Source organism: Pseudoflavonifractor sp., from assembly GCF_050943825.1.
Classification (GTDB): Bacteria; Bacillota; Clostridia; order Oscillospirales; family Oscillospiraceae; genus Pseudoflavonifractor.
Genome location: NZ_JBMNPX010000003.1, coordinates 1 through 23,916, shown reverse-complemented (window position 1 = coordinate 23,916; position 23,916 = coordinate 1). Strand labels below are relative to the sequence as shown.

Genomic DNA, 23,916 nt, shown 5'->3' with positions numbered 1-23,916 from the left:
AAAAGGGAGGAAACCGAGAATGAAACGGGGAAAAATTGGAACGCGGATTGTGGCCGGGGCGCTCACCCTGAGCCTGGCGGCCGGTCTGGCGGGCGCAGCGCCCGCCAGAGCCCTGGACAGCTGGTTCTCCCAGCCCTCCGGCTGGGCGGCCGCCGATGTGGAGCGGGCAGAGGCCGAGGGCCTGCTCATCCCTTACTACTTCAGTTCTGAGCTGCAGGGGGACATCACCCGTGAGGAGTTTGCTGTTCTGGCCGTCACCCTGGCACAGAAGCTGGGTCTGCCCGTGGACCTGTACGATCCCAATATTCCGGAGGCTCCCTTTACCGACATAAACAGCGCTGTCAACAGGTACTATGTGAAGGCGGCCTGGAACATGGGGCTGATGAACGGCGTGTCCGCCACCGAGTTCGCCCCCGGTCGCACCATCACCCGCATGGAGATCTGCACCCTGCTCAGCCGGGTGATGGAGAAGTGCGGCGTTGACCTGCCCCAGACCGTGTCCGGCGTGGAAGAGCGGCTGGACTCGGGCGCGGAGGGCGTTGTGCCCGACTGGGCCAGAGACGGCGTGGTGGACATTGTGGGCGCCGGCCTAATGCAGGGCGGCGACAACGGCAGCCTGGCCCTCACCGCCCAGACCTCCCGTGAGCAGGCCATGATTCTGGCCCTGCGGAGCCTGGACCTGGGCGACGGCATTCTGAAGGAGCAGAACTTCACCGCCGCCGAGCAGGCCAAGATTGCCCGGCTCAATGAGCTGCGGGCCACCTTCGGCAACCCGGGCGAGCCCTATGCCCAGGCGCCCTCGGTCTCCGCGCCCTACAGCGCCGGCAAGCTCAACGACGCCTTCCTTCAGGACGGCCTCAACGCGCTCAACTATATCCGGGCCGTGGCCGGTCTGGAGGCGGTGACCATGAGCGAGGAGAAGAACCAGAACGCCCAGGTGGGCGCCATGCTGCTGGCAGCCGGTGAGTTCAGCCACTACCCCAGCCAGCCCGCCGGTATGGCCGACGACCTGTACAAGCAGGGCTATGCGGCCACCTCCACCAGCAACATCGGCTCGGGGTACGGCAGCCTGGCGGACTTCAACCTGGACTGTGCCGACGACTCCGACCCCTCCAACATCACCCGGCTGGGCCACCGCCGCTGGCTGCTGGACCCCACCCTGACCACCGTAGGCATGGGCTATGCGGAGCGGCGTGCCCTTACCCAGGTGACCAGCGGCACCTATGTGGAGTGGAACGGGCCGGACTATGTGACCTGGCCCTCCGAGGGTGTGTTCCCCATGGAGCTGTTCAATAAGAACCTGGCCTGGAGCTGCTCCCTGAGCACCGACGTGTATGTGCCCAACCGGGAGGGCCTGACCGTCACCGTCACGGACGGCAGCGGCCACACCTGGACCGGGCAGGCCTCCAGCCAGGTGGACACCACCGCCGACTTTGTCCTTCTGGATGGCAGCGGCTATGGCGGTGCACCGGCGGTCATCTTCCGGCCCGCCGGTCTGGAGTACCGCGCCGGCGTACCTCTCACCGTGACCATCTCCGGCCTCCAGCTCAAGAGCGGCGGCACCGGAACCATCACCTATACCGTCAAACTGTTCTAAGCTCCAAAAATCCAGACCTCAGAGGAGGAAGGCAAGTATATGTGGGCATATGAGCGGACCTTTTATCAGATCTACCCCCTGGGCATGTGCGGCGCGCCCATGGAAAACGACGGCGTCACCGTTCCCCGCATCCGGCGTGTGCTGGACTGGGGGGACCACCTGGAAAAGCTGGGCGTGGGGGCCGTGGTGTTCAACCCGGTGTTCCAGTCCGACCGGCACGGGTACGACACCCGGGATTTCCTCACCGTGGACTGCCGCCTGGGCACCAACCAGGACTTCAAGGACGTGTGCGACGACCTGCACCGCCGGGGCATGAAGGTGGTGCTGGACGGCGTGTTCCACCACGTGGGCCGGGGCTTCTGGGCCTTCCAGGACGTGCTGCGGAACCGGGAGGGCAGCCCCTACAAGGACTGGTTCCACATCAACTTCGGGGGCAACAGCAACTACAACGACGGCCTGTGGTACGAGGGCTGGGAGGGACACTATGAGCTGGTGAAGCTGAACCTGTCCAACCCCCAGGTGGTGGATTACCTGTTCTCCTGCATCCGCCAGTGGGTGGAGGAGTTCGGCGTGGACGGCCTGCGGCTGGACGTGGCCTACCTGCTGTCCCAGGACTTCCTGGGCCGCCTGCGCTCCTTCTGCGACAGCCTCAAGAGCGACTTCTTCCTCTACGGCGAGATTCTGGGCGGCGACTACCGCCGCATCATGGGCGACGGCCTGCTCCACTCCTGCACCAACTACGAGTGCTTCAAGGGCCTGTGGTCCAGCTTCAACGACAAGAACCTGTTTGAGATCAACCACTCCCTCAACCGGCTGTTCTCCGACGGGCAGTACACCCTCTACCGGGGCTGCCACCTGTTCTCCTTCGCGGACAACCACGACGTGAACCGTCTGGCCAGCAACCTGCACCGCAGCGACGATATGCCCCTGTGCTACGCCATCCTCTTCGCCATGCCCGGCGTGCCCTGCCTGTACTACGGCAGCGAGTGGGGCATCCAGGGGGCCAAGGGCAGGGGGGACGACAGCGCACTCCGTCCTGCCCTGGAGAAGCCGGAGTGGAACGACCTCACCGACCGCATCGCCGGGCTCATCAGGGCCCGCGGGGGCAGCAAGGCCCTCAACGGCGGCGGCTACCAGACCGTGGTCATCACCAACCGGCAGCTGGTGTTCCTGCGGCAGTACGAGGGCGAGCGGGTGCTCTGCGCCGTCAACCTGGACGATGCCGACTACACCGCCCGGCTGGGAGGCTATTCCGGCCCGGCCACCAATTTGGAGACCGGCGAGAAGCTCACCCTGGGCGAGAACCAGCTTCTCCCCGCCCGCACCGCCTTCCTCTGGCGGCTGGAGGGATAAAAAAGACACGAAAAAGGCCCCGGAGCAGATGCTCCGGGGCCTTCCGCCTGCCCGCAGGACAGGGATACATCATCAATCTGTGCCGCGTGATGCGGCGAAACGGGGGATTTTTATGTGGTTCGTGTTTGCGCTGCTGTCGGCGGTCTTTGCCGCTTTGACCTCCATCCTGGCCAAGGTGGGCATTGAAGGCGTCAACTCCAACCTGGCTACCGCCATCCGCACCGTTGTGGTGCTGGCCATGGCCTGGGGCATGGTGTTCCTCACCAACACCCAGGGGGGCGTGGTGTCCATCAGCCGCCGGAGCTGGATTTTTCTCATCCTCTCCGGCCTGGCCACCGGCGCCTCCTGGCTGTGCTACTACCGGGCCCTTCAGATCGGGGAGGCCGCCAAGGTGGTGCCCATCGACAAGCTGAGCGTGGTCATTACCATCCTCTTTGCCTTCGCCTTTCTCCACGAAAAGCTGACCGTCAAATCCCTGCTGGGCTGCCTCCTCATTGGAGCGGGCACCCTGATTATGGTTCTCTGAGAGAAAGCCAACGGGCCCCGGAGCAGCTGCTCCGGGGCCCGTTTCCACATATGGAGTAAAAAATGTTGAAAAATTCAGTTCTGCCCCAGGTCGGCGGGGGTGTCCACGTCCAGCAGCTCGGCGGGGGAGTGAGCCTCCACCAGCCGCAGCCGGTCCCGATGGGCTTTAATCACCGCGCCGCCGCCGGTGTCCCCGGTGAGGGCGGACAGCTCCGGGAACAATTTCCTGGGAAAGAGGCAGGGATTGCCCTTTTTCCCCTGCCAGCTCAGGGCCGGGATGGTGTCCGGGTGGGAAGCAAAGGCGGCTATTACCCGCTCCACACTTGCCCGGGTGAGCCAGGGCTGGTCGGCAACGGCGAACAGCGCCCCGTCGGCGCCCGCTGTCTGGGCCGCGGCAGTGCCCAGCCGGACGGTGGCCGAAATGCCCTCATCCGCGCCGCTGTTGAAGATGGGGGTGTATCCCAACTCCTCCGCCAGGGAGAGGATTTCCGGGTAGCGGCTCACCACCAGGGGCGGGGTGAACAGCTCAGGCGGACAGGCGGCCATCACCCGGCGCACCAGGGGCAGGCCGTCTACGGTCTGGAGCAGCTTGTTGGCCCCGAAACGCCGCCCGGCCCCTGAGGCCATGAGCACAAGGGCGACCTTTATCTCCACAGCTGAGAGCTCCCTCTGTGGACAAACTGTCCCGCCTTCTCCAGCACCACCTTGCCGTTCTCCGCCGCCACCTGGCCGGAGAGGAACACAGTCTCGGGACGGCCCACGGCCTCAAAGCCCTCGTAGGGGGTGTAGTCCACCTTCTGGTTCTGCTCGGCGGCGGTGATGGTCCACCGGGCCTCCGGGTTCCAGATGACCAGGTCGGCGTCGCTGCCCACCGCCAGCACGCCCTTCTGAGGGTACATGCCGAAGAGCTTGGCGGGCTGCTCGGAGAGCAGCCGGGCCATGTCGGCGGCGGTGATGCGGCCGGTGGCCACGCCGGCAGTGTACATGAGGGCGGGACGGTGCTCCACACCGGGCATGCCGTTGGGAATCTTGGAGAAGTCCTCACGGCCCAGCGTTTTCACGCCGTTGAAGTTGAAAGAGCAGTGGTCGGTGCCCATGGTGTCAATCTCACCGGCGGCCAGAGCCTGCCACAGAGCGGCGCAGTCCTCCTCCTTCCGAAGGGGCGGAGACAGCACAAACTTGGCACTTTCGAATCCGGGCAGTAGATATTTATCCTCATTCAACAGGAAGTATTGGGGGCAGCTCTCCACATAGCACTTCTGACCCCGTGCACGGGCGGCCCGGATGACCTCCAGACCCCGCAGGGTGGACAGGTGCACCACGTTCACCGGGTAGCCCGCCATCTCGGACAGGGCCAGCCACCGGTTCACTGCCTCGGCTTCCACCACCGGCGGACGGGACATGGGATGAGCCGCCGGGGTCAGGTGCCCGGCCGCCCGCTGGGCACGGATGCCCTCGGTGACCATGTCGCCGTTTTCGCAGTGACAGCCCACGATGCCGCCCTCTCGGGCCACCGCCTCCACCACCTCCAGAGCCTGGCCGTCGGTGATGCGCAGGTTGTCGTAGGCCAGGTAGATCTTGTAAGAGGTGACGCCCTCGGCGGTCATGTCGGCCAGCTCGGCCTTGATGCGGGGGTCCCAGTCCTTGATGGTCATGTGGAAGCCGTAGTGGCAGGAGGCCCGGCCGTCGGCACGTCCGTGCCAGGTCTCCAGGGCGGAGGCCAGGGAGCAGCCCCGCTGGGACTCGGCAAAGTCCAGCACGCAGGTGGTGCCGCCCGCCAGAGCCGCTCTGGTGCCGGACACCCAGTCGTCCGCCGTCTCGTTGGGCAGGCCCTTGTTCATCTCAAAGTGGGTGTGGGTGTCGATAAAACCGGGGAACACCAGCTTGCCCGCCGCCTCGATGACCTTGCAGCCCTCAGAGGGCAGGTTGGGGCCGATGGCGGTGATTTTGTCCCCGTCAATCCGCAGGTCGGCGGCCACGGGACCCTGGGGCAGGATGAGGGTGCCCCCACGGATGAGGGTAGATGTACGCTCAGACATAATAAAACCTCCGTTCCGCCGCATGGCGGTGTATCTCTTAGGTTCAGGGATGGATATTCCGCGCCTCAAAGGCGGACAGCAGGTCGGCCATGTCCGGCTTCACCACCATGGGCTCACCGGCGGCCTTGATACCGTTGGCCGCGTCCTTCAGGCCGTTGCCGGTGACCACGCTGATCACCGTGGACGCCGGGTCGATGAGCCCCAGCTCCACCGCCTTTTTCACGCCCGCCGTGCCGGTGACCCCGGCGGGCTCGCCAAACACGCCGCAGGTGCGGCCGATGAGCCGCATGGCGGCCAGAATCTCCTCGTCGGACACGTTGACCGCCACGCCGCCGCTCTCTCTTACGGCGGCCAGAGCTTTGTCCGCGTTGCGGGGTACGCCCACGGCGATGGAGTCGGCCAGGGTGTTCTCCTCCATGGGCTGCCAGGGCTCCCCGGTCTGGAGGGAGCGGTTCAGGGGGCAGCAGCCCTCGGCCTGAACCGAGATAAGCTTGGGCAGACGGTCGATGAATCCGGCGGCATACAGGTCCTTCAAGCCCTTCCACGCGCCGGCGATGGTGCAGCCGTCCCCCACGGACAGGGCCACATAGTCGGGCACCTGCCAGTGGAGCTGCTCCATAATTTCCAAAGTCACCGTCTTTTTGCCCTCGGACAGGTAGGGGTTGATGGCGGCGTTGCGGTTATACCAGCCCCAGCGCTCAATGGCGGCCTTGGACAGGGCAAAGGTGTCCTCATAGCTGCCGTCCACACTGATAACGGTGGCCCCAAAGATTTGCAGCTGGGCCACCTTGCCTCTGGGGGCACGGGAGGGGACAAAGATGTAGCTGACCAGGCCAGCCGCCGCCGCGTTCCCCGCCAGGGAGGAGGCGGCGTTGCCGGTGGAGGAGCAGGCGATGGTGTCCGCCCCCGCCTCACGGGCCTTGACCACTGCCATGGCCGAGGCCCGGTCCTTCAGAGAGGCGGTGGGGTTGAGACCGTCGTCTTTGAGGAAAAGCCTGTAAAGGCCAATTGCTTGCGCCAGACGGTCGGCCCGGTACAGGGGGGACCAGCCCACCCGCAGGGGCGGCGGGGGAGAGTCGGGCTCCACGGGCAGAAACGGACGGTACCGCCACATGGACCAATCGGTGCAGTCAGCCAGGGAATTTGGGGAGAAAACCGAGCGAATATAGTCGTAATTGTACTCAATATCCAGAATTCCGCCGCACTCGCAGGTGGTCAGGCCGGGCACGGCCTCGTACTCCCTGCCGCAGCGGACGCATTTGGCACAGCGGACGTTTTTCATCATAAAAATTACTCCTTTCGGCTGCAAAAGAGTTGAAACTATGAAAAAAGAGCGAAAAGAGTGTTCGGGCAGAGACGAGAACAAACCGCAAAAACTTTGTGCGGCATTGAGATCGCCAATGAGTTGCAGCGACTTTCAAGTCTGGGTGGGTAACGCTGCTCGGGCAGAGGGGGACCGGTACACAGGGCACTGAACCGGCAAGCAACTACTATCAAATACGGTGGCTGCTTGGATACCACCGCCGCAGGACGCGTCTCCGAAAGGGGGTACCAGGGGGAAACGGGCGCGTTTGGCCCTAACAGGGCCCTCCGCGCCTGTTGCCCCATGGCGAGCTTTGCCTACTTTCCCTCGCTGGAAAGTAGGCCGTCGGAGACCCTCGTCGCCACAAGCTTCATATCATTCGCTTCGCCATAAATGGCAAAGCTCATTCATTCCGCTGCGGCTCCTCTCCCCACGAAAGGCGTTCCGCCTTCCGCGGGGACCCCATTTTTGCTTCGCTGGGCTTCGGCGGGGTCCCCGAGAAGCGGCTACCTTTCTCCAGGGGAAGGCCAATTTATCTCACAGCTGATTCAGTACGCCGGAGGCGGTGTTGAACTGGTCGATGAGGGCATCCAGCTCGCCCACCTGGGCGTGGACCTTCTCCCACTCGTCGCCGTACCACAGGGCGTCCAGCTCCTCGGCGGTGCGGCCCTGCTGCTCCACCCAGGTGTAGTACTTCAGGTTGTGGACCCGCTTGCGGTCGTAGTAGTTCAGCTCGGCCATGGAGTCGGTCTTGAGGCCCAGCAGGTGGAGGTGGTGGTCGATGGCGGCGGCACGGCGGTCGTAGGGGCCGTACTGCTCGGCCAGCTCGGCCACCCGGGAGCCGTACATGGACGCCGAGTCGGTGAGCACGGTGACCACCACGTCCCGGGCGGTGAACTCGTAGTACCTGGCCATCTTCACGCAGCAGAGCACGTTGGCGATGCCGCTGATGCCCAGCCAGGACAGCTTCTCCAGGGTCCCGGCGTCCACACCGGCCTCCTCGGCCAGGTACCGCAGGCCCTCCTCCTCAGCGAAGAGCCGCAGCAGCCGCTGGGAGTCCTCGTCGTCAATGTCGATGACCATGTCGGTGTTCTTCACGTTGTGAATCCAGGGGATGTGCTTGTCGCCGATGCCCTCAATGCGGTGGTCGCCAAAGCCGTTGTTCAGGATGGTGGGGCACTGGAGGGCCTCGCCCACCGCCAGCTTCATGCCGGGGTAGACCTCCTTGAGATAGTCCCCGCAGCCGATGGTGCCCGCGCTGCCGCTGGTGAAGCAGGCGCCGGCAAGCCGGTCGCCGGGCCGCTTGATGCCCTCAAACAGGGCGGACAGGGCCTCGCCGGTGACCTGATAGTGCCACAGGTGGTTGCCCATCTCCTCAAACTGGTTGAAGATCATGCAGCCCGGGTCCTGCCGCAGCTCGTTGGTCTTGTCAAAAATCTCCTTCACGTTGCTCTCGCAGCCGGGGGTGGCGATGACCTCCGCGCCGATGGACTCCAGCCAGTCAAACCGCTCCCGGCTCATGCCGGCGGGCAGAATGGCCACACCCCGGGCGCCCAGCAGTTTGGAGTTGAAGGCGCCGCCCCGGCAGTAGTTGCCGGTGGAGGGCCAGACCGCCCGGTGGCGGGTCACGTCGAACTGGCCGGTGACCAGCCGGGGGGCCAGACAGCCGAAGGAGGCGCCCACCTTGTGGCAGCCGGTGGGGAACCACTTGCCCGCCATGGCCACAATGCGGCAGGGCACGCCGGTGAGGGAAGGGGGCAGCTCCACGTAGTTGGGCACATGCTGGAACAGGCCGCCGTACTCCTTGGCCTCGTTCTTCCAGGTGATGCGGAACAGGTTCAGGGGGTTCACGTCCCACAGTCCCACGGACTTGAGCCCCTCCTTTACCTTGTCCGGCATGGAGTCGGGGTGCTTCATCTGCCGGAAGGTGGGGATGAGGATGTTGTTTTCCCGGGCGTTGCGCAGGTTGCGCTCCAGCGCTTCAGGGCGGATGGTCAGGTCAATCATGGCGGTGCCTCCTTTTTTATGTCTGTTTCTGGGGGACGGCGGGACGGACTCAGCCGTTCTTGTCGTCCAGGTAGCTGTACAGGGTGTACTTGGAGATGCCGAAGAAGGTGGCGATCTTGTCGCCCGACTTGGTGATGAGCAGGGCGCCCGCGTCGTTGAGGAAGCGGATGGCCCGGATCTTGTCCTCACGGTCCATGAGGGCCACCGGCTTGCCCACCAGCTCCACCGACTCCCGCAGCAGGTCGTCCAGCAGGTCGGACACGCTGCGGGTGATGCGCTCGGGCTCCCTGGCGGTGGTCTCCCTGGGGGAGACCAGGGGCCGCAGGGCCTGCTCCACGGTGAGAAGGGCGGACACGTCGAAGTTGATGGAGAAGATGGCCTCCGCCTTGCCGGAGGCGTCCCGGATGAACAATGTGGAGGACTTGAGCACCTTGCCGTCGGGGGTGCGGGTCAGGTAGGCCAGGTGGTCCTCCTGCTGCTCGCCCTTCAGGGACTCCAGCACCACATGGGACGGGCCGTCCCCCAGGGCACGGCCGGACACGTGGCCGTTCTCGATGTGGACCACGGTGTGCTCCGGGTCATCGGTCAAATCGTGGATGACCACCTCGCAGGAGGGGCCGAACTGGACAGCCAGACCGTGGGCCATCTGGCGCAGGAGGGAGAGACGTTCTTCACTGAGCATGGGGAAAGGGGCTCCTTTCTGAGGGTGTGGGCCGGAAAAAGGGAAAAAATCCCGCCCGGCACAGCTGTTTCTTCCATCATATCACAGCGGGGAGAGAAATCAAGGCGAAAACAAAAAAACTGTAAGTCTCCCTGAAAAAGATGCAATCAGGTGAAATTGTTCACAAAATACCGGTTGATTCCGGCGGGGGAGATGCTATGCTTATTCCAGTGAAATTTCGAACCAAGGAGGACATAGCCATGAGCGCGCAGTTTGATGAAATTATCCGGGAGCTGGCCATGCTGGACCTGAAGAACATGTACGGGAAGGACTTCTTCCTCACCTGGGACAAGACCGGCCAGGAGCTGGCGGGTGTATTCGCGGTGGCGGACGCCCTGCGGGACCTGCGGGAGCGGAACATCTCCACCCGTCTCTTTGACTCCGGCCTGGGCATCTCTCTGTTCCGGGACAACTCCACCCGCACCCGCTTCTCCTTTGCCTCGGCCTGCAACCTGCTGGGCCTGGAGGTCCAGGACCTGGACGAGGGCAAGAGCCAGATTGCCCACGGCGAGACCGTCCGGGAGACTGCCAACATGATCTCCTTTATGGCCGACGTCATCGGCATCCGGGACGACATGTACATCGGCAAGGGCCACACCTATATGAAGGAGGTGGCCGACGCGGTGGAGCAGGGTCACAGGGACGGCGTGCTGGAGCAGCGGCCCACCCTGGTCAACCTCCAGTGCGACATCGACCACCCCACCCAGTGTATGGCCGACGCCCTCCACCTCATCCACCACTTCGGCGGCGTGGACAAGCTGCGGGGCAAGAAGATCGCCATGACCTGGGCCTATTCTCCCAGCTACGGCAAGCCCCTCAGCGTACCCCAGGGCATTATCGGCCTGATGACCCGCTTCGGCATGGACGTGGTTCTGGCCCATCCCGAGGGCTACGAGGTCATGCCCGAGGTGGAGGCCCTGGCGGCGGAGAACGCCAGGCGCTCCGGCGGCTCCTTCACCCGCACCAACTCCATGGACGAGGCCTTCCGGGACGCGGACATTGTCTACCCCAAGAGCTGGGCGCCCTTTGCCGCCATGGAGAAGCGCACCGACCTGTACGGACAGGGGGATACCGAGGGCATCAAGGCCCTGGAGAAGGAGCTGCTGGCTCAGAACGCCCTGCACACCGACTGGGAGTGCACTGAGAGCCGCATGGCCACCACCCGGGGCGGCCGGGCCCTGTACATGCACTGCCTGCCCGCCGACATCACCGGCGTGTCCTGCCAGCAGGGCGAGGTGGCGGCCACTGTGTTCGACCGCTACCGGGACGACCTCTACAAGGAGGCCAGCTACAAGCCCTACATCATCGCCGCCATGATCCTCCTGGCCCAGTGCGAGAACCCGGTGGAGACCCTCCAGCGCTTCCAGAAGGAGGCCCGCCCCCGCCGGGGAAAGTAACATATAGTGGCAAAAACAGGGTATTTCAGGCAGAAATCAGAAGAAAACAGTGAAAAAGGCCCCATTCCTCCGGCTGGGTGGATTGACAAAATACCGACTAACTTGGTATAATATCCGGGCGTCTGTACCCGCAGACAATCCAACAGATTCCCGGAGGAAAGATACCATGAAGAAACTGATTCTGCCGGCCGCCCTGTCCGCGGCCATGCTGCTGTCCCTGGCCGGCTGCTCCAAGACTGCCGCCGAGACCCCCAAGACCATGGCCGACGGCACCTACACCGCCGAGATGGACGACGCCTCCACCCAGGCCGCCTACGGCTGGCGGGACCGGCTGGTGGTGGAGTATAAGGACGGCACCCTGGTCTCCGCCGTCTTTGACAGCTACGACGCCGACGGCAACAAGAAGAGCGAGACCACCCCCGAGACCTACCCCATGGACCCCGCTCCCTCCGCCTGGATGCCTGAGCTGAATGACCACATCCTCAAGGCCGGCGGCAGCGCTGAGATTGACGGCGTCACCGGCGCCACCATGGCCTCCAACAACGCCAAGGCCATGATGAAGGCCATTCTGGACTCCGGCGTGGCCGGGGAGACCGTGGTGGTCTCCGAGCCCACTGCCGGCTGATTCCCAACAGGAGAAAAAGAGCGCGGTGCACATCTGTGCACCGCGCTTTTTCTGTCTGCCGGACCGGGCGTTTGCCCGGGTCTATCCCTGCTCCGGGTCCACCCGGACCCACACCAGCACATAGTAGAGGGGCTTTTTGCCCGACCGCTCAATAAACAGCAGCCGGCCGCCGGTGTGGCTGACAAAGCGCATGTGGTGTGCGGCGGCGTAGTCGTAGAGGGGGCGCAGGTCCTCCGGCGACAGGGCCAGCACATCCTCCACCGGCACGCAGGTGCGGATGAAGTGGCCTCCGGGCTGGAAAAAGGCCCCCTGGGGCAGGGGGAGGTGAAACCGCTCCACATACTTCTCCAGGGCGCCGCTGCCCACGGAGAGCCGGTAGGGCTCCCGTCCGGCGGAGGAGCGGTTCAGCTCCTCCAGAGGGATGGTAATGGACACGTAGGTAAAGGGGAAATGGTCCACCCACTGGTCCAGGCAGCTCTCACGGGTCAGGCCCTCCCGGGTGAGCACCCCTACCGCCCAGGTGGGCGGCCCGTCAAACTCCTCCACGCCTCCCAGAATCCGCACGCCGCAGCTGGCATACACCTGGGTCTCCCGCAGCCGCTCCTGCTGGAGCCGCAGCAGCTCAACCTGCTCCTCCAGGGCGGCCTGCCTGTCGTCCAGCATCCGGCAGTAGTCCCCAATGGTCTGGGTGTCCAGGGCCTGTTTGATGTCGTGGAGGGAGACCTCCTGACTGCGCAGCTCCCGCACCAGCAGGGCGGACAGGGCGTCCCCCGGATCATAGGCAAAATAGCCGTTTTCCCGGAGACGGGGATGGAGCAGACCACACTCGCGGTAGTGGCGCACCGTCTCGGTGCGCAGGCCCAGAGCCTGGGCCAGACGGCTAATCGTGAAATTCATAACAAAAAATTTCCTTCCCGTATTGACTCTGTGGCAACCACAGGGTTTATAGTCTATTCGCAAATCTACAACAGATTATAGTGAAAGATTTGTGACATGTAAACAAGGAGGAAGAGAAAATGAAGAGAAAAACCAGTGGCCTGCTTGCGGCGCTCCTGTCGGCATCGCTCCTGCTGACCGCCTGCACCTCTACCGGGGAGCAGACCGGCCAGGAGACCCCGGCCCCCACGCCCAGTGAGAGCCAGGCTGTCCAGACCGAGCAGACCGGCATGACCCCCGGCACCTATGTGGGCATCGGCGAGGGCCGCAACGGCGCCATCGTGGTGGAGGTCACGGTGGGGGAGAGCAGCATTGACAGCATTGAGGTAGTCTCCCACAAGGAGACCTACCACGTGGGCGAGGTGCCCCTGTTGGAGTACCCCGAGCAGATTGTGGCCAACCAGTCCCTGGCGGTGGACAACGTCTCCGGCGCCACCATCAGCAGCATGGCCTTCCTGTCCGCTGTGAAGGACTGCATCACCCAGGCCGGCGGCGACCCCGCGGACTTTGACGGTGAGATTCCCAGCACCGCCGTGGCCGAGGACTGCACCGCCGACGTGGTGGTGGTGGGCGCCGGCGGCGCCGGTATGACCGCCGCCATCCACGCCGCCCAGGCCGGCAAGCAGGTCATCCTGCTGGAGAAGCTGGGCTTTGTGGGCGGCACCTCCTGCTTCTCCATCGAGTCCATGGGCGCGTCGGAGAGCAATGTGCACAAGGCCCTGGGCACTCCGGTGACCATGGACCAGATGTATGAGAACTACGTCAACGCCAACCCCAACGGCATTCCCGAGGCCTTTGACATCCTGGCCCACAACAACGGCGCGGCGGTGGACTGGCTCAAGAGCATCGGCGCCATGCTCACCGTCACCAGCTCCGGCTCCAGCGTGACCTCCTCCCGTGAGGCGGGCAAGCTGGGCCTGGTGATTGTCTCCGCCCTGGAGGCCGAGTGTGAGAAGGCGGGGGTGGACATCCGCCTCAACAGCGCCGCCACCGAGCTGGTCATGGAGGACGGCGCCGTGACCGGCGTGAAGGTGGAGAACGACGCGGGCACCTACACCATCTCCGCCAAGAGCGTGGTTCTGGCCACCGGCGGCTTCGGCGCCAACAGTGAGATGGTCACCGAGCAGGTGCCTGAGCTGGAGGGCTACCTGAGCTCCTGCTCCGTGGGCGCCACCGGCGACGGCCACAACATGGCCGCTGCGGTGGGTGCGCAGCTGCGGGACATGGACTACATCCGGGTCAACTTCACCTACCACACCCAGCCCAACGGCTACTATTACTACATGGGCAGCCTGTTCAATACCGGCGCCATCTTTGTCAACGACGCCGGACAGCGCTTTGTCAACGACCAGGGCGGCTACGGCGTAGGCATGCAGGTGGTGGAGCAGGGCGGCTCCGGCTGGGCCATCTTTGACAACTCCATCGTCAGCTCCATGCAGGATGTGCGTGAGTACATGGAGCTGGGCCTCTTTGAGCAGGCGGACACCATCGAGGAGCTGGCTGAGAAGATCGGCGTGGACCCCGCGGCTCTTCAGGAGACCATCACCACCTACCAGGGCTACGTGGCCAACGGCGTGGACGAGGAGTTCGGCCGGGCCATGCTGAACATGACCTTTGACGAGGCCCCCTACTACGCCTGCCGCATGACCTGCCGGGTCCAGGGCACCTTCGGCGGCATTGCCACCGACACCGACACCCGTGTCCTCACCGAGGACGGCCAGGCCATCCCCGGCCTGTACGCCGCCGGCGAGTGCGCCAGCGTGGGTACCTGGGGCGCCAATCCTGTGGCTGTGAACCTGGTGTTCGGCAAGATTGCCGGCGAGAACGCCGCCGCCTGGGCGGAGTAAGACGCCGGAAACAGAGAGGGAAAGACAAGGCCCCCGGAGCAGATGCTCCGGGGGCCTTGCTGTATTTTCGACCCTCTGCCGCGCCGGGATTAGCCGGCAAAGGCGGCGGCGGCGTTGGCTCCGGCCAGACGGCCGGAGGTGATGACCCAGCCCTGGGCCGCGCCGCCGTAGGTCACATAGGCCTTCTCCTCGCAGAAGAGGACGCCCATGGAGTCCTGGCCGACAGCGTACAGGTTGTCAAAGGCAGTGCCGTCGGTCTTGAGGACCTGCATGTCGGCGTTGATGTCCAGGCCGCCGCAGGTGCCGTAGTAGTAGCCCGCGCCCACAATGGCGTAGAAGGGGCCCTCCTCCAGGGTGGACATCATGGCGGTGTCCTTGCCGAAGGGGTCCTCAGCCTCGCCCTTGGCGTAGGAGGTGTAGTCGGCGGCGGACTGAGTCAGCGCCGCGGCGTCCACACCCAGCTTCCCGGCCAGCTCCTCCATGGTGTCGGCCTTCACCACGATGCCGTAGGACTCACCCACGGACAGGATGGTGTCCAGGTCGGTGATGGGGGTGTTGGCCTCCACAGCGCCGCCCTGAGCCAGGAACATGGGGGTGCCGGGAGAGAGCATGCCGCTGGTCTTGAAGGAGTCGATCTGAGCCTGGGAGTAGATGGCGTAGTAGGTGTCGCCGCCCATCCAGTTGTCAAAGGCGATGTTGCCGGCCTCGCTCATGAAGCGGGTGCCGTCGGTACCCACGATCATGGACTCGGGGGAGAGGACCATGCCGGTGAGCACGGCCTTCTGGTCGGCGGTCAGGTCATCGTTCTTGATGATGGTCTTGGTCTGGGCGATGTGGACCATGCCGGGCATACCGATGTTGTAGGTGGCAGCGCCCTGAGCCAGAGCCATCTGGATGCCGGCGCCGTCGTTCTGGAGCATGGCGTCGGCGGTGAAGGTTCCGCCCATGTACTCCTCGGTCATCTCGCTGTTGCCCAGGAAGCCGCCGGTGGCCAGGATGACGCTGTCGCCGTAGATCTCATAGGTGGTGCCGTCCCAGGATACGGCCTTCACGCCGGTGATCTTGTCCCCGTCGGTGATGAGGTCGGTGGCGGTCAGCTCCAGCATGTAGTCGTTCTTCTCGTTCATGGCCTTGGCCTTGTCCACGGCGGAGGTGAACATGTCGGTCTTGTTGCCCTGGTAGGAGGCCCACACCTTCCACATCTTGGGGTGGAAGAAGGCGGAGATGTCGCCGAACTGGAAGCCGTAGTCGTTGATGAGCCAGTCCATGGTCTCGCCGGACTCGTTGACGAACTCACGGACGATATCCTCCTTGGCCTCGCCGTTGCAGTACTCCAGCCAGTCGGCGATGAGGTCCTCTTCCTCCAGGAACTTCTCGCCGCCGTTCTGGCTGTCCATCTTGGTCTGGGGGTTGATGGCCATGGGGCCGGACACGTTGGCGGAGGTGCCGCCGATCTTGCCAGCGGTCTCAATGCCGAACACGGTGGCGCCGTTCTCAGCGGCGCTGATGTAGGCGGTCACGCCGGCGCCGCCCAGGCCCACCACGATGACGTCGTAGCCCTCCAGGGTGACCACGTCGGTCTTCTTCTCCACGGGGGTGTACCACTCGGAGGAGTCGCCGCCGTTGGCGTCAATGGCCTGGGCCACGCAGCTCTTCACCGCGTTGGAGGACACGGTGGCGCCGGAGATGGCGTCCACGGCAAGGGACTGGGTCTCAATGATGCGGGGGATCAGGTTGTCGATGACGGTCTGGAGAATCTCGGCGGTCTCGCTGTTGTCCCCGACGGTGATGGCCTCAATCCGGTTGTCCTTCAGGGTGACCTCCACGCTCACCTGGCTGGTGACGCTGTTGCCGGGGGCCTGATAGGTGGCGGTGGAGTCGGCCACGGGGGTCTTCTCGCCGGTGGCCTCGGTGCCGGTGGCCTGGGCCAGCACGTCCTTCAGGGCGTTCTGCACGGCGGTGGAGGTGAAGGTGGCGCCGGACACGGTGTCCACCACGGCCACCTGGTCCACGCCCTGGCCCTCGTAGGCGGCCAGAGTCTCATTGAAGCCGGTGATGGCCGCGCCGCCGATGGCCTCGGTCTCGTTGGGGCCCTCCACCAGGATGGAGTCCACGGTGGCGCCGGTGACAGTCAGGGTCACCGTCACGTCGCCGCCGTAGCCCTTGGCGGTGGCGGTGTAGGTCTGGGGTTCGGCAGAGGCGCTGCCGGTGGGCGCGGGACTGGTGTCGCCGGTGTCGGTGCCGCAGGCGGCCAGGCTCAGCACCATAGCGCCGCTCAGGAGCAGGGCAGTCAGTTTGCGGATGGGTTTCATGCTCATGTATCCTCCTTGATGCGAAATAAATTGGGATCGTGCACGATTTCCCGACGAAACAGGGGAAAAAGTACTTTGTCCGAGAGGGTATTATAATGCCTGCCGCGGTTCTGCGCAAGTAAAATAAAAACATTTTTTTCACAATCTTTTTTCACAGGCGCTTCCGGTATTTGACTTTCTTTGTGATTTTTTCTACAATACGGATAGAAATTGTCCGGCGACAGGAAAAAGAGGGGGAAAATATCCCTTTTTACGGCATATCGGAGGGAAGAAGATGGAAATCAGACAGCTCAAATACTTCATCAGCGCGGCCACCCATTTGAACTTCACCCGGGCGGCCCGGGAGTGCTTCATCGTCCAGACCGCCATGACCCAGCAGATTGCCAACCTGGAAAACGAAATCGGCGTGCGGCTGTTTGAGCGGGGCTACCGGTCCCTCACCCTGACTCCGGCGGGGGAGGTGTTTCTCCAGGACGCCCGGGAGATTGTGGCCCAGGCCCAGGCGGCGGGGGAGCGGGTGAAGAGCTTTGAGGAGGGGTACGCCAACCTGCTGCGCATCGGCTACCACGGGGAGATGGTGAAGGAGGACCTGGTGGGGCTGCTGCGGCAGCTGCGCCTGGAGGGGGCCAAGTGGAAGCCCCTGCTCTACCAGAAGCCCCAGACCGAGCTGCTGGACAGCCTGCGGGACGGGGTGCTGGACTTTATCATCACCCTGTACGGGGCCTATTTTGAGGCCGAGGACTGGCTGGAGTGGGAGCTTCTGGAGGAGGACCGGCTCATGCTGGCCGTGGCCAAGGACCACCCGCTGGCCTTGCGGGAGAGCGTGACCATGGCGGAGGTGGAGGAGCAGCCCCTGGTAAACTTTGACGAGAAGAACAACGAGGAGCGCACCATTGAGCTGGCCCGCTCGGGCCGACATCCCCGGGAGTACTGCCGGGTGGAGGACCACACCAGCGGGGAGATTCTGGTCCGCAGCGGCTGGGGGTCTGCTATCTGGGTCAGCCGCCTGTGCCGCCCGGAGCTGTACCCGGAGCTGGCCTTTGTGCCCATCACCGACCACCCGGGCCGGGAGCGGCTGGTACTGGCCTGGCGGAAGGGGGGGCTGGACCCGGACCGGCTGGCCATGAAGGACCGGCTCTCCGTCCTGCTCCGGGGCGGGGAACAGGGTATTGTGAAAAAATAATCAAAAATATTGAGTCAGCCATCATTTTTCCTTAGTGGCCTCGGCGGGGCGGGACAATTATAATAAAGGGCAGGATAGGCGGCAAAAGCCGTCCAAAATGGAAAGGAAGAGAGCAATGAAGAGAAGAATCCTTGCAGGCGCCCTGTCCGCCGCGCTGGTTCTGTCCCTGACCGGCTGCCAGCAGACCCCGGCGGAGACCAGTCCCAGCCCCTCCGGTAGCTCCGAGGCCCAGGGCATCTACACCCCCGGCGAGTACACTGCCACCGCCCAGGGCTACGGCGGCGACGTGACCGTCACCATGACCTTTGACGCCAACAGCATCACCGACGTGGCCATCGTGGGCGACAGCGAGAGCGACGGCATCGGCTCCAACGCGGTGGAGCAGATGCCCCAGCAGATTCTGGACGCCCAGAGCGCTGAGGTGGACGGCGTGTCCGGCGCCACCCTCACCAGCGACGCGGTCCGTGCCGCCGCCGCCGACTGCATCGCCCAGGCCAAGGGCGAGGAGAACACCGCCGAGGTAAAGATGGCCCCCGGCACCTACACTGCCTACGCCGAGAGCTACCGGGCCCGGGACGGCCTGAACGTGACCGTTGAGGTGTCCGAGACCGAGATTCTCTCCATCACCGTGGACACCGAGAACACCTCCGACACCCCCACCATTCTCCAGGCCGCCATCGACAAGATGATCCCCCGGATGATTGAGAACCAGTCCATCACCGTGGACTCCATCACCGGCGCCACCGTGTCCTCCAACGCCATCAAGGCGGCCACCAAGACCGCCCTGGAGGAGGCCCTTGTGGCCGGCGGCTCCGACGCATCCGCCGTGTCCGCCTTCCAGGTGGACGTGCCCAAGAAGGGCGGCGAGGAGACCATTGACACCCAGGTGCTGGTCATCGGCATGGGCGGCTCGGGCACCACCGCCGCTCTGGCCGCCGCCGAGGAGGGCCTTCAGGTGCTGGCCATTGACAAGGCCGGCCGGTACGGCGGCACCTCCTCCATCACCACCGAGGCCCTGTTCGTCAATCCTCCCAAGTTCCAGGCCGAGCACAACAACGGCCAGGACTACACCGACGCCGACGTGATGTACGACGCCTGGGTGGCCTACGGCGAGGGCGACGCCAAGGAGGACATTGTCTACCGCATGATCTACGAGTCCGGCGAGGTGCTGGACTGGCTGGTCTATGACCACGGCGTGGGCTTTGCCGAGCCCATGACCGGCTTCACCGAGAGCGACGTGTACGTCACCAAGTACCAGTGGCTGCCCAACGACATCATGTACAACAAGGCGGAGATCGGCGCCTACTTTGACGGCATGTGGTCCGACTTCGAGGCTCTGGGCGGCACCTATATGCTGGAGACCGAGGGCTACGAGCTCATCTACGACGAGGCCACCAACACCGTCACCGGCGCCAAGGCCCGCAACCTGGCCGACGGCACCGAGTACACCATCAACGCCGACGCGGTGGTCATCGCCACCGGCGGCTACGCCGGCAGCCCCGAGCTGGAGCAGGAGCTGCTGCGCAACGACTACTATCCCATCAACGGCGTGTGGAAGCACCTGGGCTCCACCCAGAACGACGGCAAGATGCTTCAGGCTGCCATGGACATCGGCGCCGGCACCTACAACATCAGCATGCCCCCCGAGGTCCACAACTCCGGCACCGAGACCTGGCTGACCACCCAGTTTGACGCCCACTACATCGAGGGCGAGGTGGGCAAGGTTACCGGCCGTCCCGCCTTCTGGACCGAGGGCGACCTGCCCGCCAACCTGGGCTGGAGCGCCGACTCCCTGGCCGTGGACGCCAACGGCGAGCGCTTCACCTCCGAGACCGGCGTGTCCTTCCTGGACCCCTGGATTGCCGGCCCCAACTACTACAGCATCTGGAGCCAGGAGCAGCTGGACAAGATTGCCGCCGAGGGCTTTGACACCGACCGCTCCGGCCCCTCCGCCGAGTTCCTCAGCTCCGGCACTCCCATCCCCATGAACACCCCCGTGCCCAATGTGGCTGACGTGATGGCCGCCGCCGAGGAGGCGGGCATTGTGGTCAAGGCCGACACCATCGAGGAGCTGGCCGAGAAGCTGGGCATGGACCCCGCTGTCCTCTCCGCCACTGTGGAGACCTACAACGGCTACTGTGAGACCGGCGTGGACGAGCAGTTCGGCAAGCCCGCCGAGTTCCTGGACAAGGTGGGCGAGGGCCCCTACTACTGCGTCATCATGGCCTCCTACTGCTACGGCAGCTGCGGCGGCCTGGACATCAACAGCGACATGCAGGTCCTCTCTGAGGACGGCGAGACCGTCATCAACGGCCTGTACGCCGTGGGCACCGACTCCATGGGCGTCCTCTTCACCGAGAAGAAGCCCTACGTCACCTACGGCGGCGCCAACAACGGCTGGGGCCTGGTCTCCGGCTACCTGTGCGGCAAGGGCCTGGGCCAGCTCCTGAACCAGGAGTAATCCAGAAGCAGAACAAATCCCCCGGCGCGTATCACGCGCCGGGGGATATTTTTGTGTCCGCTCAGGTTTTCAGTCCGCGGGGATGACCTCGGCCCGGGGGCCGTCGACTACTTCTTCGGTGTAGGGACCATCCTCCCGGACGGTATCGGCGGCGCCGGGCTCACCGGAGTAGCGGAGCATATCCTCGGTGTGGGTGGTCAGCTGGTGATTCTCGTCTATCAGCCCCAGCTCCTCCAGACAGGCGATGGTGTCGGTGGCGGTAATCTGGAGGCCAATGGTCACGGTGGTGCTCCAGTCGTGCTCCCATACCTCGCCGTACTGGTCGGGGTCCTTGACGGTCTTGAAGAAGCTCAGCTTCAGGTCGGCCAGACAGCAGGTGTCGTTGCGCTCCTTGTCGTCAAAGAGATACCGCTGGCCTAGCCGTCCGGCGGCCAGGTCGGACCGTACAGCGGCAAGCAGGGCGTTCCGGTCGGCCTCGGAGAGTACCTCCAGGCTGTCATAGGTCTGACTGCCTGCGTTGTACACATTTTCCACAGAGGCCTCTGCCAGGCTGTCAAAGGCGTCCTGGCTCTCCACGCCGGAGAAGTAGGAGTCCTCTATGGCATCGGGGGCGTTGATGATGTTGTTGAGCAGGGAGGCCACGGAGTTGGGGTCGGCCAGGTCGGTGGTGTAGAGCTGCAGGGTGTATTCCCGGGTCAGCTGGGAGCCGTCGGCCAGGTTGTAGGAGAAGTACACGTTCTGGGACTGAACCAGGGGCTGGTCCGGATTTTCGGGGTCGTAGCCCGTGGAGTAGCGGTCATGCTCCAGCCGGTCCTGCAGCTCCTGCTGGTCCCGGGCGATGGCCTGGTGAAGGGCCAGGACCGCCTCGATGTCCTCGCTGTCGGTGCAGTAGATATCAAAGTGAGAGGCGCTGTCGCTGGGGTAGGTGTAGGGGCCCCACAGATTGACAGACACCACGTTGTACCGGGAGGGGGCCCGGTTGAAGCCGATGAGGTCGTAGTTCATGGTCAGGGCGGCGGCGGTGAGTACCAGGCACAGGGCCAGGGCGCCCTTCCAGCTCCGGCGGAGCACCCGGAAGGTCTTGCGCAGGAGCATTTCGGCGGCAAAGTAGCCGATGAGGCCGCCCAGCACCATGAGGCCCAGCATGGGCCACATGCCTCCGGGCAGGAGGGAGCGGAACAGCTCACGGAGGAAGATGCCGATGGTGACGGCGGCGCAGAAGGCCACGCCGTACTTGAACACGGGCCGCACCCACTTGACGGCCACCACGTCGCCGGCGGTCTCCAGGGGACGGGTGCGGTACACCAGCAGGCCCAGAGCGGCCAGGACCAGGCCGGCCAGAGCGTAGACCAGAGCGGTGGCCAGGCCGGTGAAGAAATAGCCGCCGGTATCGCCCACCCGGACACCGCCCTCCCGGTAGAGCACGATGAAGGGGGAGAGCCACTGGGCCAGCTGGGACATGGCAGGCCAGCTGTGATAGCCGTAGACGAACTGGCGGAACAGCTCGCTGAGGAGCTGACTCATACCGAAGGCCAGGAAGTTGAGGATGCCGTAGAACACGGGCAGGGCCACGATATGGCCCACAAAGAGGGCGCAGAAGGCGGCAAAGGAGTAGAAGAACAGGGCGAAGCACACCTGGGCGATGAGCCACTGGAGCAAAGGCCACAGCATCAGGGTGCCCGACACCGCCTCCACCCCCAGGGTGAGCAGGAACACAACCCCCAGGGGCAGCACCAGGAAGCTGAGGCCGGACAGGTAATTGGTCAGGTACAGCCCCTCCCGCCGGATGGGCAGGGCGTGGTAGAGCTGGACGCTGCGGCTGTTATAGAGGTAGGAGAACACGGCCATGGCGCTGATAATGGACCACACCGCAGACAGAATCAGGCCCATGGGGCTGATAAAGCCCAGCAGGTCCATGGCCACGCTGTTGACGTCCAGGTAGTCGCTCCGGTCCAGCCAGGTCAGCAGGAAGAAAAGGGGAACGAGGAACAGAATCACCCCGTAGGACCCCCAGATGGGCCAGAAGCGCTTGAGATTCTTGCGGTACAGGGTGGAATTCCACCAGGGATTGGGCCCCTTAGAGCACAATGTCGCGGACGGCATAGTCCTCACCTCCCAGTTCGTAAATGAAAATCTCCTCCAGTGTCAGCGGCAGGGCCTCCATGAGGATGGGGGCGTACACCGCCAGACGGTTGGTCACCTCGGTGGCGTTGCCCCGGACAATCAGGGTGTGGATACGGCCCACGTGGGACACGTGGAGCACCTCCATGTCGTCGGGCAGCCTGGGCAGCTCCTTCTCCTGGAACACCACCTGCATTTTCACCAGGTTCTCCTGCAAGTCGCTGAGGGAGCGCTCAATGAGCACCTTGCCGTGGCTGAGGATGCCCACATGGTCGCACACGTCCTCCAGCTCCCGCAGGTTGTGGGAGGACACCAGCACCGTGGTGCCGTGCTCCGCCACGTCCCCCATCAGCAGACCCCACACCTGACGGCGCATCACCGGGTCCAGGCCGTCCACCGGCTCATCCAGCACCAGAATGTCCGGCCGGCAGCACATGGCCAGCCAGAAGGCGGCCTGCTTCTGCATGCCCTTGGACAGGCGGCGGATGGCCCGCTTCTCGTCGATGCCGGAGAACACCTCACGCAGGGCGGCGTACCGGCCCATGTCGAACCGGGGATAGAAGCCCCGGTAGAAGGCGGCCATGTCCGCCGTGGAGGCGGAGAGGAAGTAGTACAGGTCGTCGGGGATGGAGGCGATGCGGGCCTTCACCGCCGGATTTTCGTAGATGGGGGCTCCGTCGGCCAGCACCGTGCCGCTGTCCTGCCGCCACACGCCGGTGATGTGCCGCAGCAGGGTGGACTTGCCCGCGCCGTTGGGGCCCACCAGCCCGTAGATGGAAGCGGTGGGTACCGTCATGTTCAGTCCGTCCAGAGCCCGGAAGCCGTCAAAGCTCTTGACCAGCTCTTTGACCTCAATCATTGCGCTTTCTCCTCCTTCACTCCGGCGGGAACCGACCCCGCCGCCATAACCCGCCGGGCCAGCTCGTCCGGGGACAGCCCCAGGAACAGCAGATCCGCTGCTGACCGGTCGAACTGCCGCAGCAGCTCTTCCCGCCGCTGGGCGTTGACATCTCTCCCGGGGGCGGCAAAGGAGCCCTTGCCCGGCTGGGAGGTGAGATAGCCCTCCGCCTCCAGGGACTCGTAGGCCCGCTGGATGGTGTTGGGGTTGATGGCCAGGGAGGCGGCTAACGCCCGCACCGAGGGCAGCTTGTCACCGGTCTGGATGGCCCCGGTGACCACCAGATGGCGCAGGCCGTCCTTGACCTGTTCATAGATGGGACGCTGGTCCCGGTAGTTGAGAGAGATCATGGCGCTCTCCTTTCCCGTGCGGGCCCGCCCGCACTGTATGAGCTTTCTTGGTACAGTCAGTATACACGCCTGCCGCTGAAAAGACTTTAAGAAATTATGATATTTCATTCAAAATTGCCTTTGCAACACTCATCTGAATCACACACAGGCAAAACGGATGTGACAGCTCCGGTTTCCCGTGTGTTTTCTATGTAACCGGTTGCCCGGAAGAAGTCGTCGTAATCTTCTTTCGAACAGCCTT

At 64.3% G+C, this 23,916-nt stretch carries 18 protein-coding genes; 8 read left to right on the top strand and 10 right to left on the bottom strand.

What is annotated here, in order from left to right:
- Positions 1 to 19: 19 nt before the first annotated feature.
- The 3 genes from ACOX7T_RS04130 (at position 20) to ACOX7T_RS04120 (ending at position 3,476) form a co-directional block, all read left to right on the top strand.
- A complete protein-coding gene (locus ACOX7T_RS04130) occupies positions 20 to 1,597 on the top strand; it encodes a CAP domain-containing protein (protein WP_433440156.1) in 1,578 nt (525 codons plus the stop codon).
- A gap of 39 nt (positions 1,598 to 1,636) precedes the next feature.
- Positions 1,637 to 2,950, top strand: coding sequence for an alpha-amylase family glycosyl hydrolase (locus ACOX7T_RS04125; RefSeq protein ID WP_433440154.1), 1,314 nt, complete (start codon positions 1,637 to 1,639; stop codon positions 2,948 to 2,950).
- 112 nt (positions 2,951 to 3,062) lie between these two features.
- The gene (locus ACOX7T_RS04120; protein ID WP_433440152.1) at positions 3,063 to 3,476 is read left to right on the top strand and encodes an EamA family transporter; all 414 of its coding nucleotides are present in this window, start codon (positions 3,063 to 3,065) and stop codon (positions 3,474 to 3,476) included.
- A gap of 74 nt (positions 3,477 to 3,550) precedes the next feature.
- On the opposite strand, the gene ACOX7T_RS04115 is transcribed toward ACOX7T_RS04120, so the two are convergent.
- The 5 genes from ACOX7T_RS04115 to ACOX7T_RS04095 form a co-directional block, all read right to left on the bottom strand.
- Entirely contained in the window at positions 3,551 to 4,129 is a 579-nt protein-coding gene (locus tag ACOX7T_RS04115; RefSeq protein WP_433440150.1) for a nucleotidyltransferase family protein, read from the bottom strand.
- Positions 4,120 to 5,514: a dihydropyrimidinase gene (gene hydA, locus ACOX7T_RS04110; protein ID WP_433440148.1), complete on the bottom strand. Its 1,395-nt coding sequence runs from the start codon at positions 5,512 to 5,514 to the stop codon at positions 4,120 to 4,122. Before hydA ends, ACOX7T_RS04115 begins: the two co-directional genes overlap by 10 nt.
- A 43-nt stretch (positions 5,515 to 5,557) precedes the next feature.
- Positions 5,558 to 6,796, bottom strand: coding sequence for a threonine synthase (gene thrC, locus ACOX7T_RS04105; protein ID WP_433440584.1), 1,239 nt, complete (start codon positions 6,794 to 6,796; stop codon positions 5,558 to 5,560).
- Positions 6,797 to 7,354: 558 nt separating this feature from the next.
- Positions 7,355 to 8,824 (bottom strand): pyridoxal-phosphate dependent enzyme, encoded by a 1,470-nt coding sequence (locus tag ACOX7T_RS04100; protein ID WP_433440146.1) that lies wholly within the window; start codon positions 8,822 to 8,824, stop codon positions 7,355 to 7,357.
- Positions 8,825 to 8,873: 49 nt separating this feature from the next.
- Complete coding sequence (locus ACOX7T_RS04095) at positions 8,874 to 9,506, bottom strand: helix-turn-helix transcriptional regulator (protein WP_433440144.1); 633 nt, start codon at positions 9,504 to 9,506, stop codon at positions 8,874 to 8,876.
- Between the two features lie 239 nt (positions 9,507 to 9,745).
- On the opposite strand from ACOX7T_RS04095, the gene ygeW reads away from it, so the two are divergent.
- Positions 9,746 to 10,942, top strand: coding sequence for a knotted carbamoyltransferase YgeW (gene ygeW, locus ACOX7T_RS04090; RefSeq protein WP_433440142.1), 1,197 nt, complete (start codon positions 9,746 to 9,748; stop codon positions 10,940 to 10,942).
- 166 nt (positions 10,943 to 11,108) lie between these two features.
- The gene (locus tag ACOX7T_RS04085; protein WP_433440140.1) at positions 11,109 to 11,567 is read left to right on the top strand and encodes an FMN-binding protein; all 459 of its coding nucleotides are present in this window, start codon (positions 11,109 to 11,111) and stop codon (positions 11,565 to 11,567) included.
- 81 nt (positions 11,568 to 11,648) lie between these two features.
- Here ACOX7T_RS04085 and ACOX7T_RS04080 read toward each other — a convergent pair whose 3' ends face one another.
- A complete protein-coding gene (locus ACOX7T_RS04080; RefSeq protein WP_433440138.1) occupies positions 11,649 to 12,464 on the bottom strand; it encodes a MerR family transcriptional regulator in 816 nt (271 codons plus the stop codon).
- 119 nt (positions 12,465 to 12,583) lie between these two features.
- On the opposite strand from ACOX7T_RS04080, the gene ACOX7T_RS04075 reads away from it, so the two are divergent.
- A complete protein-coding gene (locus tag ACOX7T_RS04075; protein WP_433440136.1) occupies positions 12,584 to 14,350 on the top strand; it encodes a flavocytochrome c in 1,767 nt (588 codons plus the stop codon).
- Between the two features lie 89 nt (positions 14,351 to 14,439).
- Here ACOX7T_RS04075 and ACOX7T_RS04070 read toward each other — a convergent pair whose 3' ends face one another.
- Complete coding sequence (locus tag ACOX7T_RS04070) at positions 14,440 to 16,668, bottom strand: FAD-binding protein (RefSeq protein WP_433440134.1); 2,229 nt, start codon at positions 16,666 to 16,668, stop codon at positions 14,440 to 14,442.
- 268 nt (positions 16,669 to 16,936) lie between these two features.
- Here ACOX7T_RS04070 and ACOX7T_RS04065 point away from each other — a divergent pair, with 268 nt between their 5' ends.
- Positions 16,937 to 17,845, top strand: a complete 909-nt coding sequence (locus ACOX7T_RS04065; protein ID WP_433440132.1) for a LysR family transcriptional regulator — start codon at positions 16,937 to 16,939, stop codon at positions 17,843 to 17,845.
- A 115-nt stretch (positions 17,846 to 17,960) separates the two neighbouring features.
- Positions 17,961 to 20,306 (top strand): FAD-binding protein, encoded by a 2,346-nt coding sequence (locus ACOX7T_RS04060; protein WP_433440130.1) that lies wholly within the window; start codon positions 17,961 to 17,963, stop codon positions 20,304 to 20,306.
- Between the two features lie 69 nt (positions 20,307 to 20,375).
- On the opposite strand, the gene ACOX7T_RS04055 is transcribed toward ACOX7T_RS04060, so the two are convergent.
- From ACOX7T_RS04055 to ACOX7T_RS04045, 3 genes are read right to left on the bottom strand one after another with little or no spacing between them, the layout of a single operon-like run.
- Entirely contained in the window at positions 20,376 to 22,409 is a 2,034-nt protein-coding gene (locus tag ACOX7T_RS04055; protein ID WP_433440128.1) for an ABC-2 transporter permease, read from the bottom strand.
- On the bottom strand, positions 22,384 to 23,286 hold the full coding sequence (locus ACOX7T_RS04050) for an ABC transporter ATP-binding protein (protein WP_433440126.1): 903 nt from the start codon (positions 23,284 to 23,286) through the stop codon (positions 22,384 to 22,386). The genes ACOX7T_RS04055 and ACOX7T_RS04050 overlap by 26 nt, the downstream gene beginning before the upstream one ends.
- Complete coding sequence (locus ACOX7T_RS04045) at positions 23,283 to 23,675, bottom strand: GntR family transcriptional regulator (RefSeq protein ID WP_433440124.1); 393 nt, start codon at positions 23,673 to 23,675, stop codon at positions 23,283 to 23,285. Before ACOX7T_RS04045 ends, ACOX7T_RS04050 begins: the two co-directional genes overlap by 4 nt.
- Positions 23,676 to 23,916: the final 241 nt, after the last annotated feature.

Excerpts from the sequence above, each read along its gene's own strand:
- ACOX7T_RS04130 (WP_433440156.1), top strand. The coding sequence starts at position 20 with ATGAAACGGGGAAAAATTGGAACGCGGATTGTGGCCGGGGCGCTCACC.
- ACOX7T_RS04125 (WP_433440154.1), top strand. The coding sequence starts at position 1,637 with ATGTGGGCATATGAGCGGACCTTTTATCAGATCTACCCCCTGGGCATG.
- ACOX7T_RS04120 (WP_433440152.1), top strand. The coding sequence starts at position 3,063 with ATGTGGTTCGTGTTTGCGCTGCTGTCGGCGGTCTTTGCCGCTTTGACC.
- hydA (WP_433440148.1), bottom strand. The coding sequence starts at position 5,514 with ATGTCTGAGCGTACATCTACCCTCATCCGTGGGGGCACCCTCATCCTG.
- thrC (WP_433440584.1), bottom strand. The coding sequence starts at position 6,796 with ATGAAAAACGTCCGCTGTGCCAAATGCGTCCGCTGCGGCAGGGAGTAC.
- ACOX7T_RS04100 (WP_433440146.1), bottom strand. The coding sequence starts at position 8,824 with ATGATTGACCTGACCATCCGCCCTGAAGCGCTGGAGCGCAACCTGCGC.
- ACOX7T_RS04095 (WP_433440144.1), bottom strand. The coding sequence starts at position 9,506 with ATGCTCAGTGAAGAACGTCTCTCCCTCCTGCGCCAGATGGCCCACGGT.
- ygeW (WP_433440142.1), top strand. The coding sequence starts at position 9,746 with ATGAGCGCGCAGTTTGATGAAATTATCCGGGAGCTGGCCATGCTGGAC.
- ACOX7T_RS04085 (WP_433440140.1), top strand. The coding sequence starts at position 11,109 with ATGAAGAAACTGATTCTGCCGGCCGCCCTGTCCGCGGCCATGCTGCTG.
- ACOX7T_RS04080 (WP_433440138.1), bottom strand. The coding sequence starts at position 12,464 with ATGAATTTCACGATTAGCCGTCTGGCCCAGGCTCTGGGCCTGCGCACC.
- ACOX7T_RS04075 (WP_433440136.1), top strand. The coding sequence starts at position 12,584 with ATGAAGAGAAAAACCAGTGGCCTGCTTGCGGCGCTCCTGTCGGCATCG.
- ACOX7T_RS04070 (WP_433440134.1), bottom strand. The coding sequence starts at position 16,668 with ATGAGCATGAAACCCATCCGCAAACTGACTGCCCTGCTCCTGAGCGGC.
- ACOX7T_RS04065 (WP_433440132.1), top strand. The coding sequence starts at position 16,937 with ATGGAAATCAGACAGCTCAAATACTTCATCAGCGCGGCCACCCATTTG.
- ACOX7T_RS04060 (WP_433440130.1), top strand. The coding sequence starts at position 17,961 with ATGAAGAGAAGAATCCTTGCAGGCGCCCTGTCCGCCGCGCTGGTTCTG.
- ACOX7T_RS04055 (WP_433440128.1), bottom strand. The coding sequence starts at position 22,409 with ATGCCGTCCGCGACATTGTGCTCTAAGGGGCCCAATCCCTGGTGGAAT.
- ACOX7T_RS04050 (WP_433440126.1), bottom strand. The coding sequence starts at position 23,286 with ATGATTGAGGTCAAAGAGCTGGTCAAGAGCTTTGACGGCTTCCGGGCT.
- ACOX7T_RS04045 (WP_433440124.1), bottom strand. The coding sequence starts at position 23,675 with ATGATCTCTCTCAACTACCGGGACCAGCGTCCCATCTATGAACAGGTC.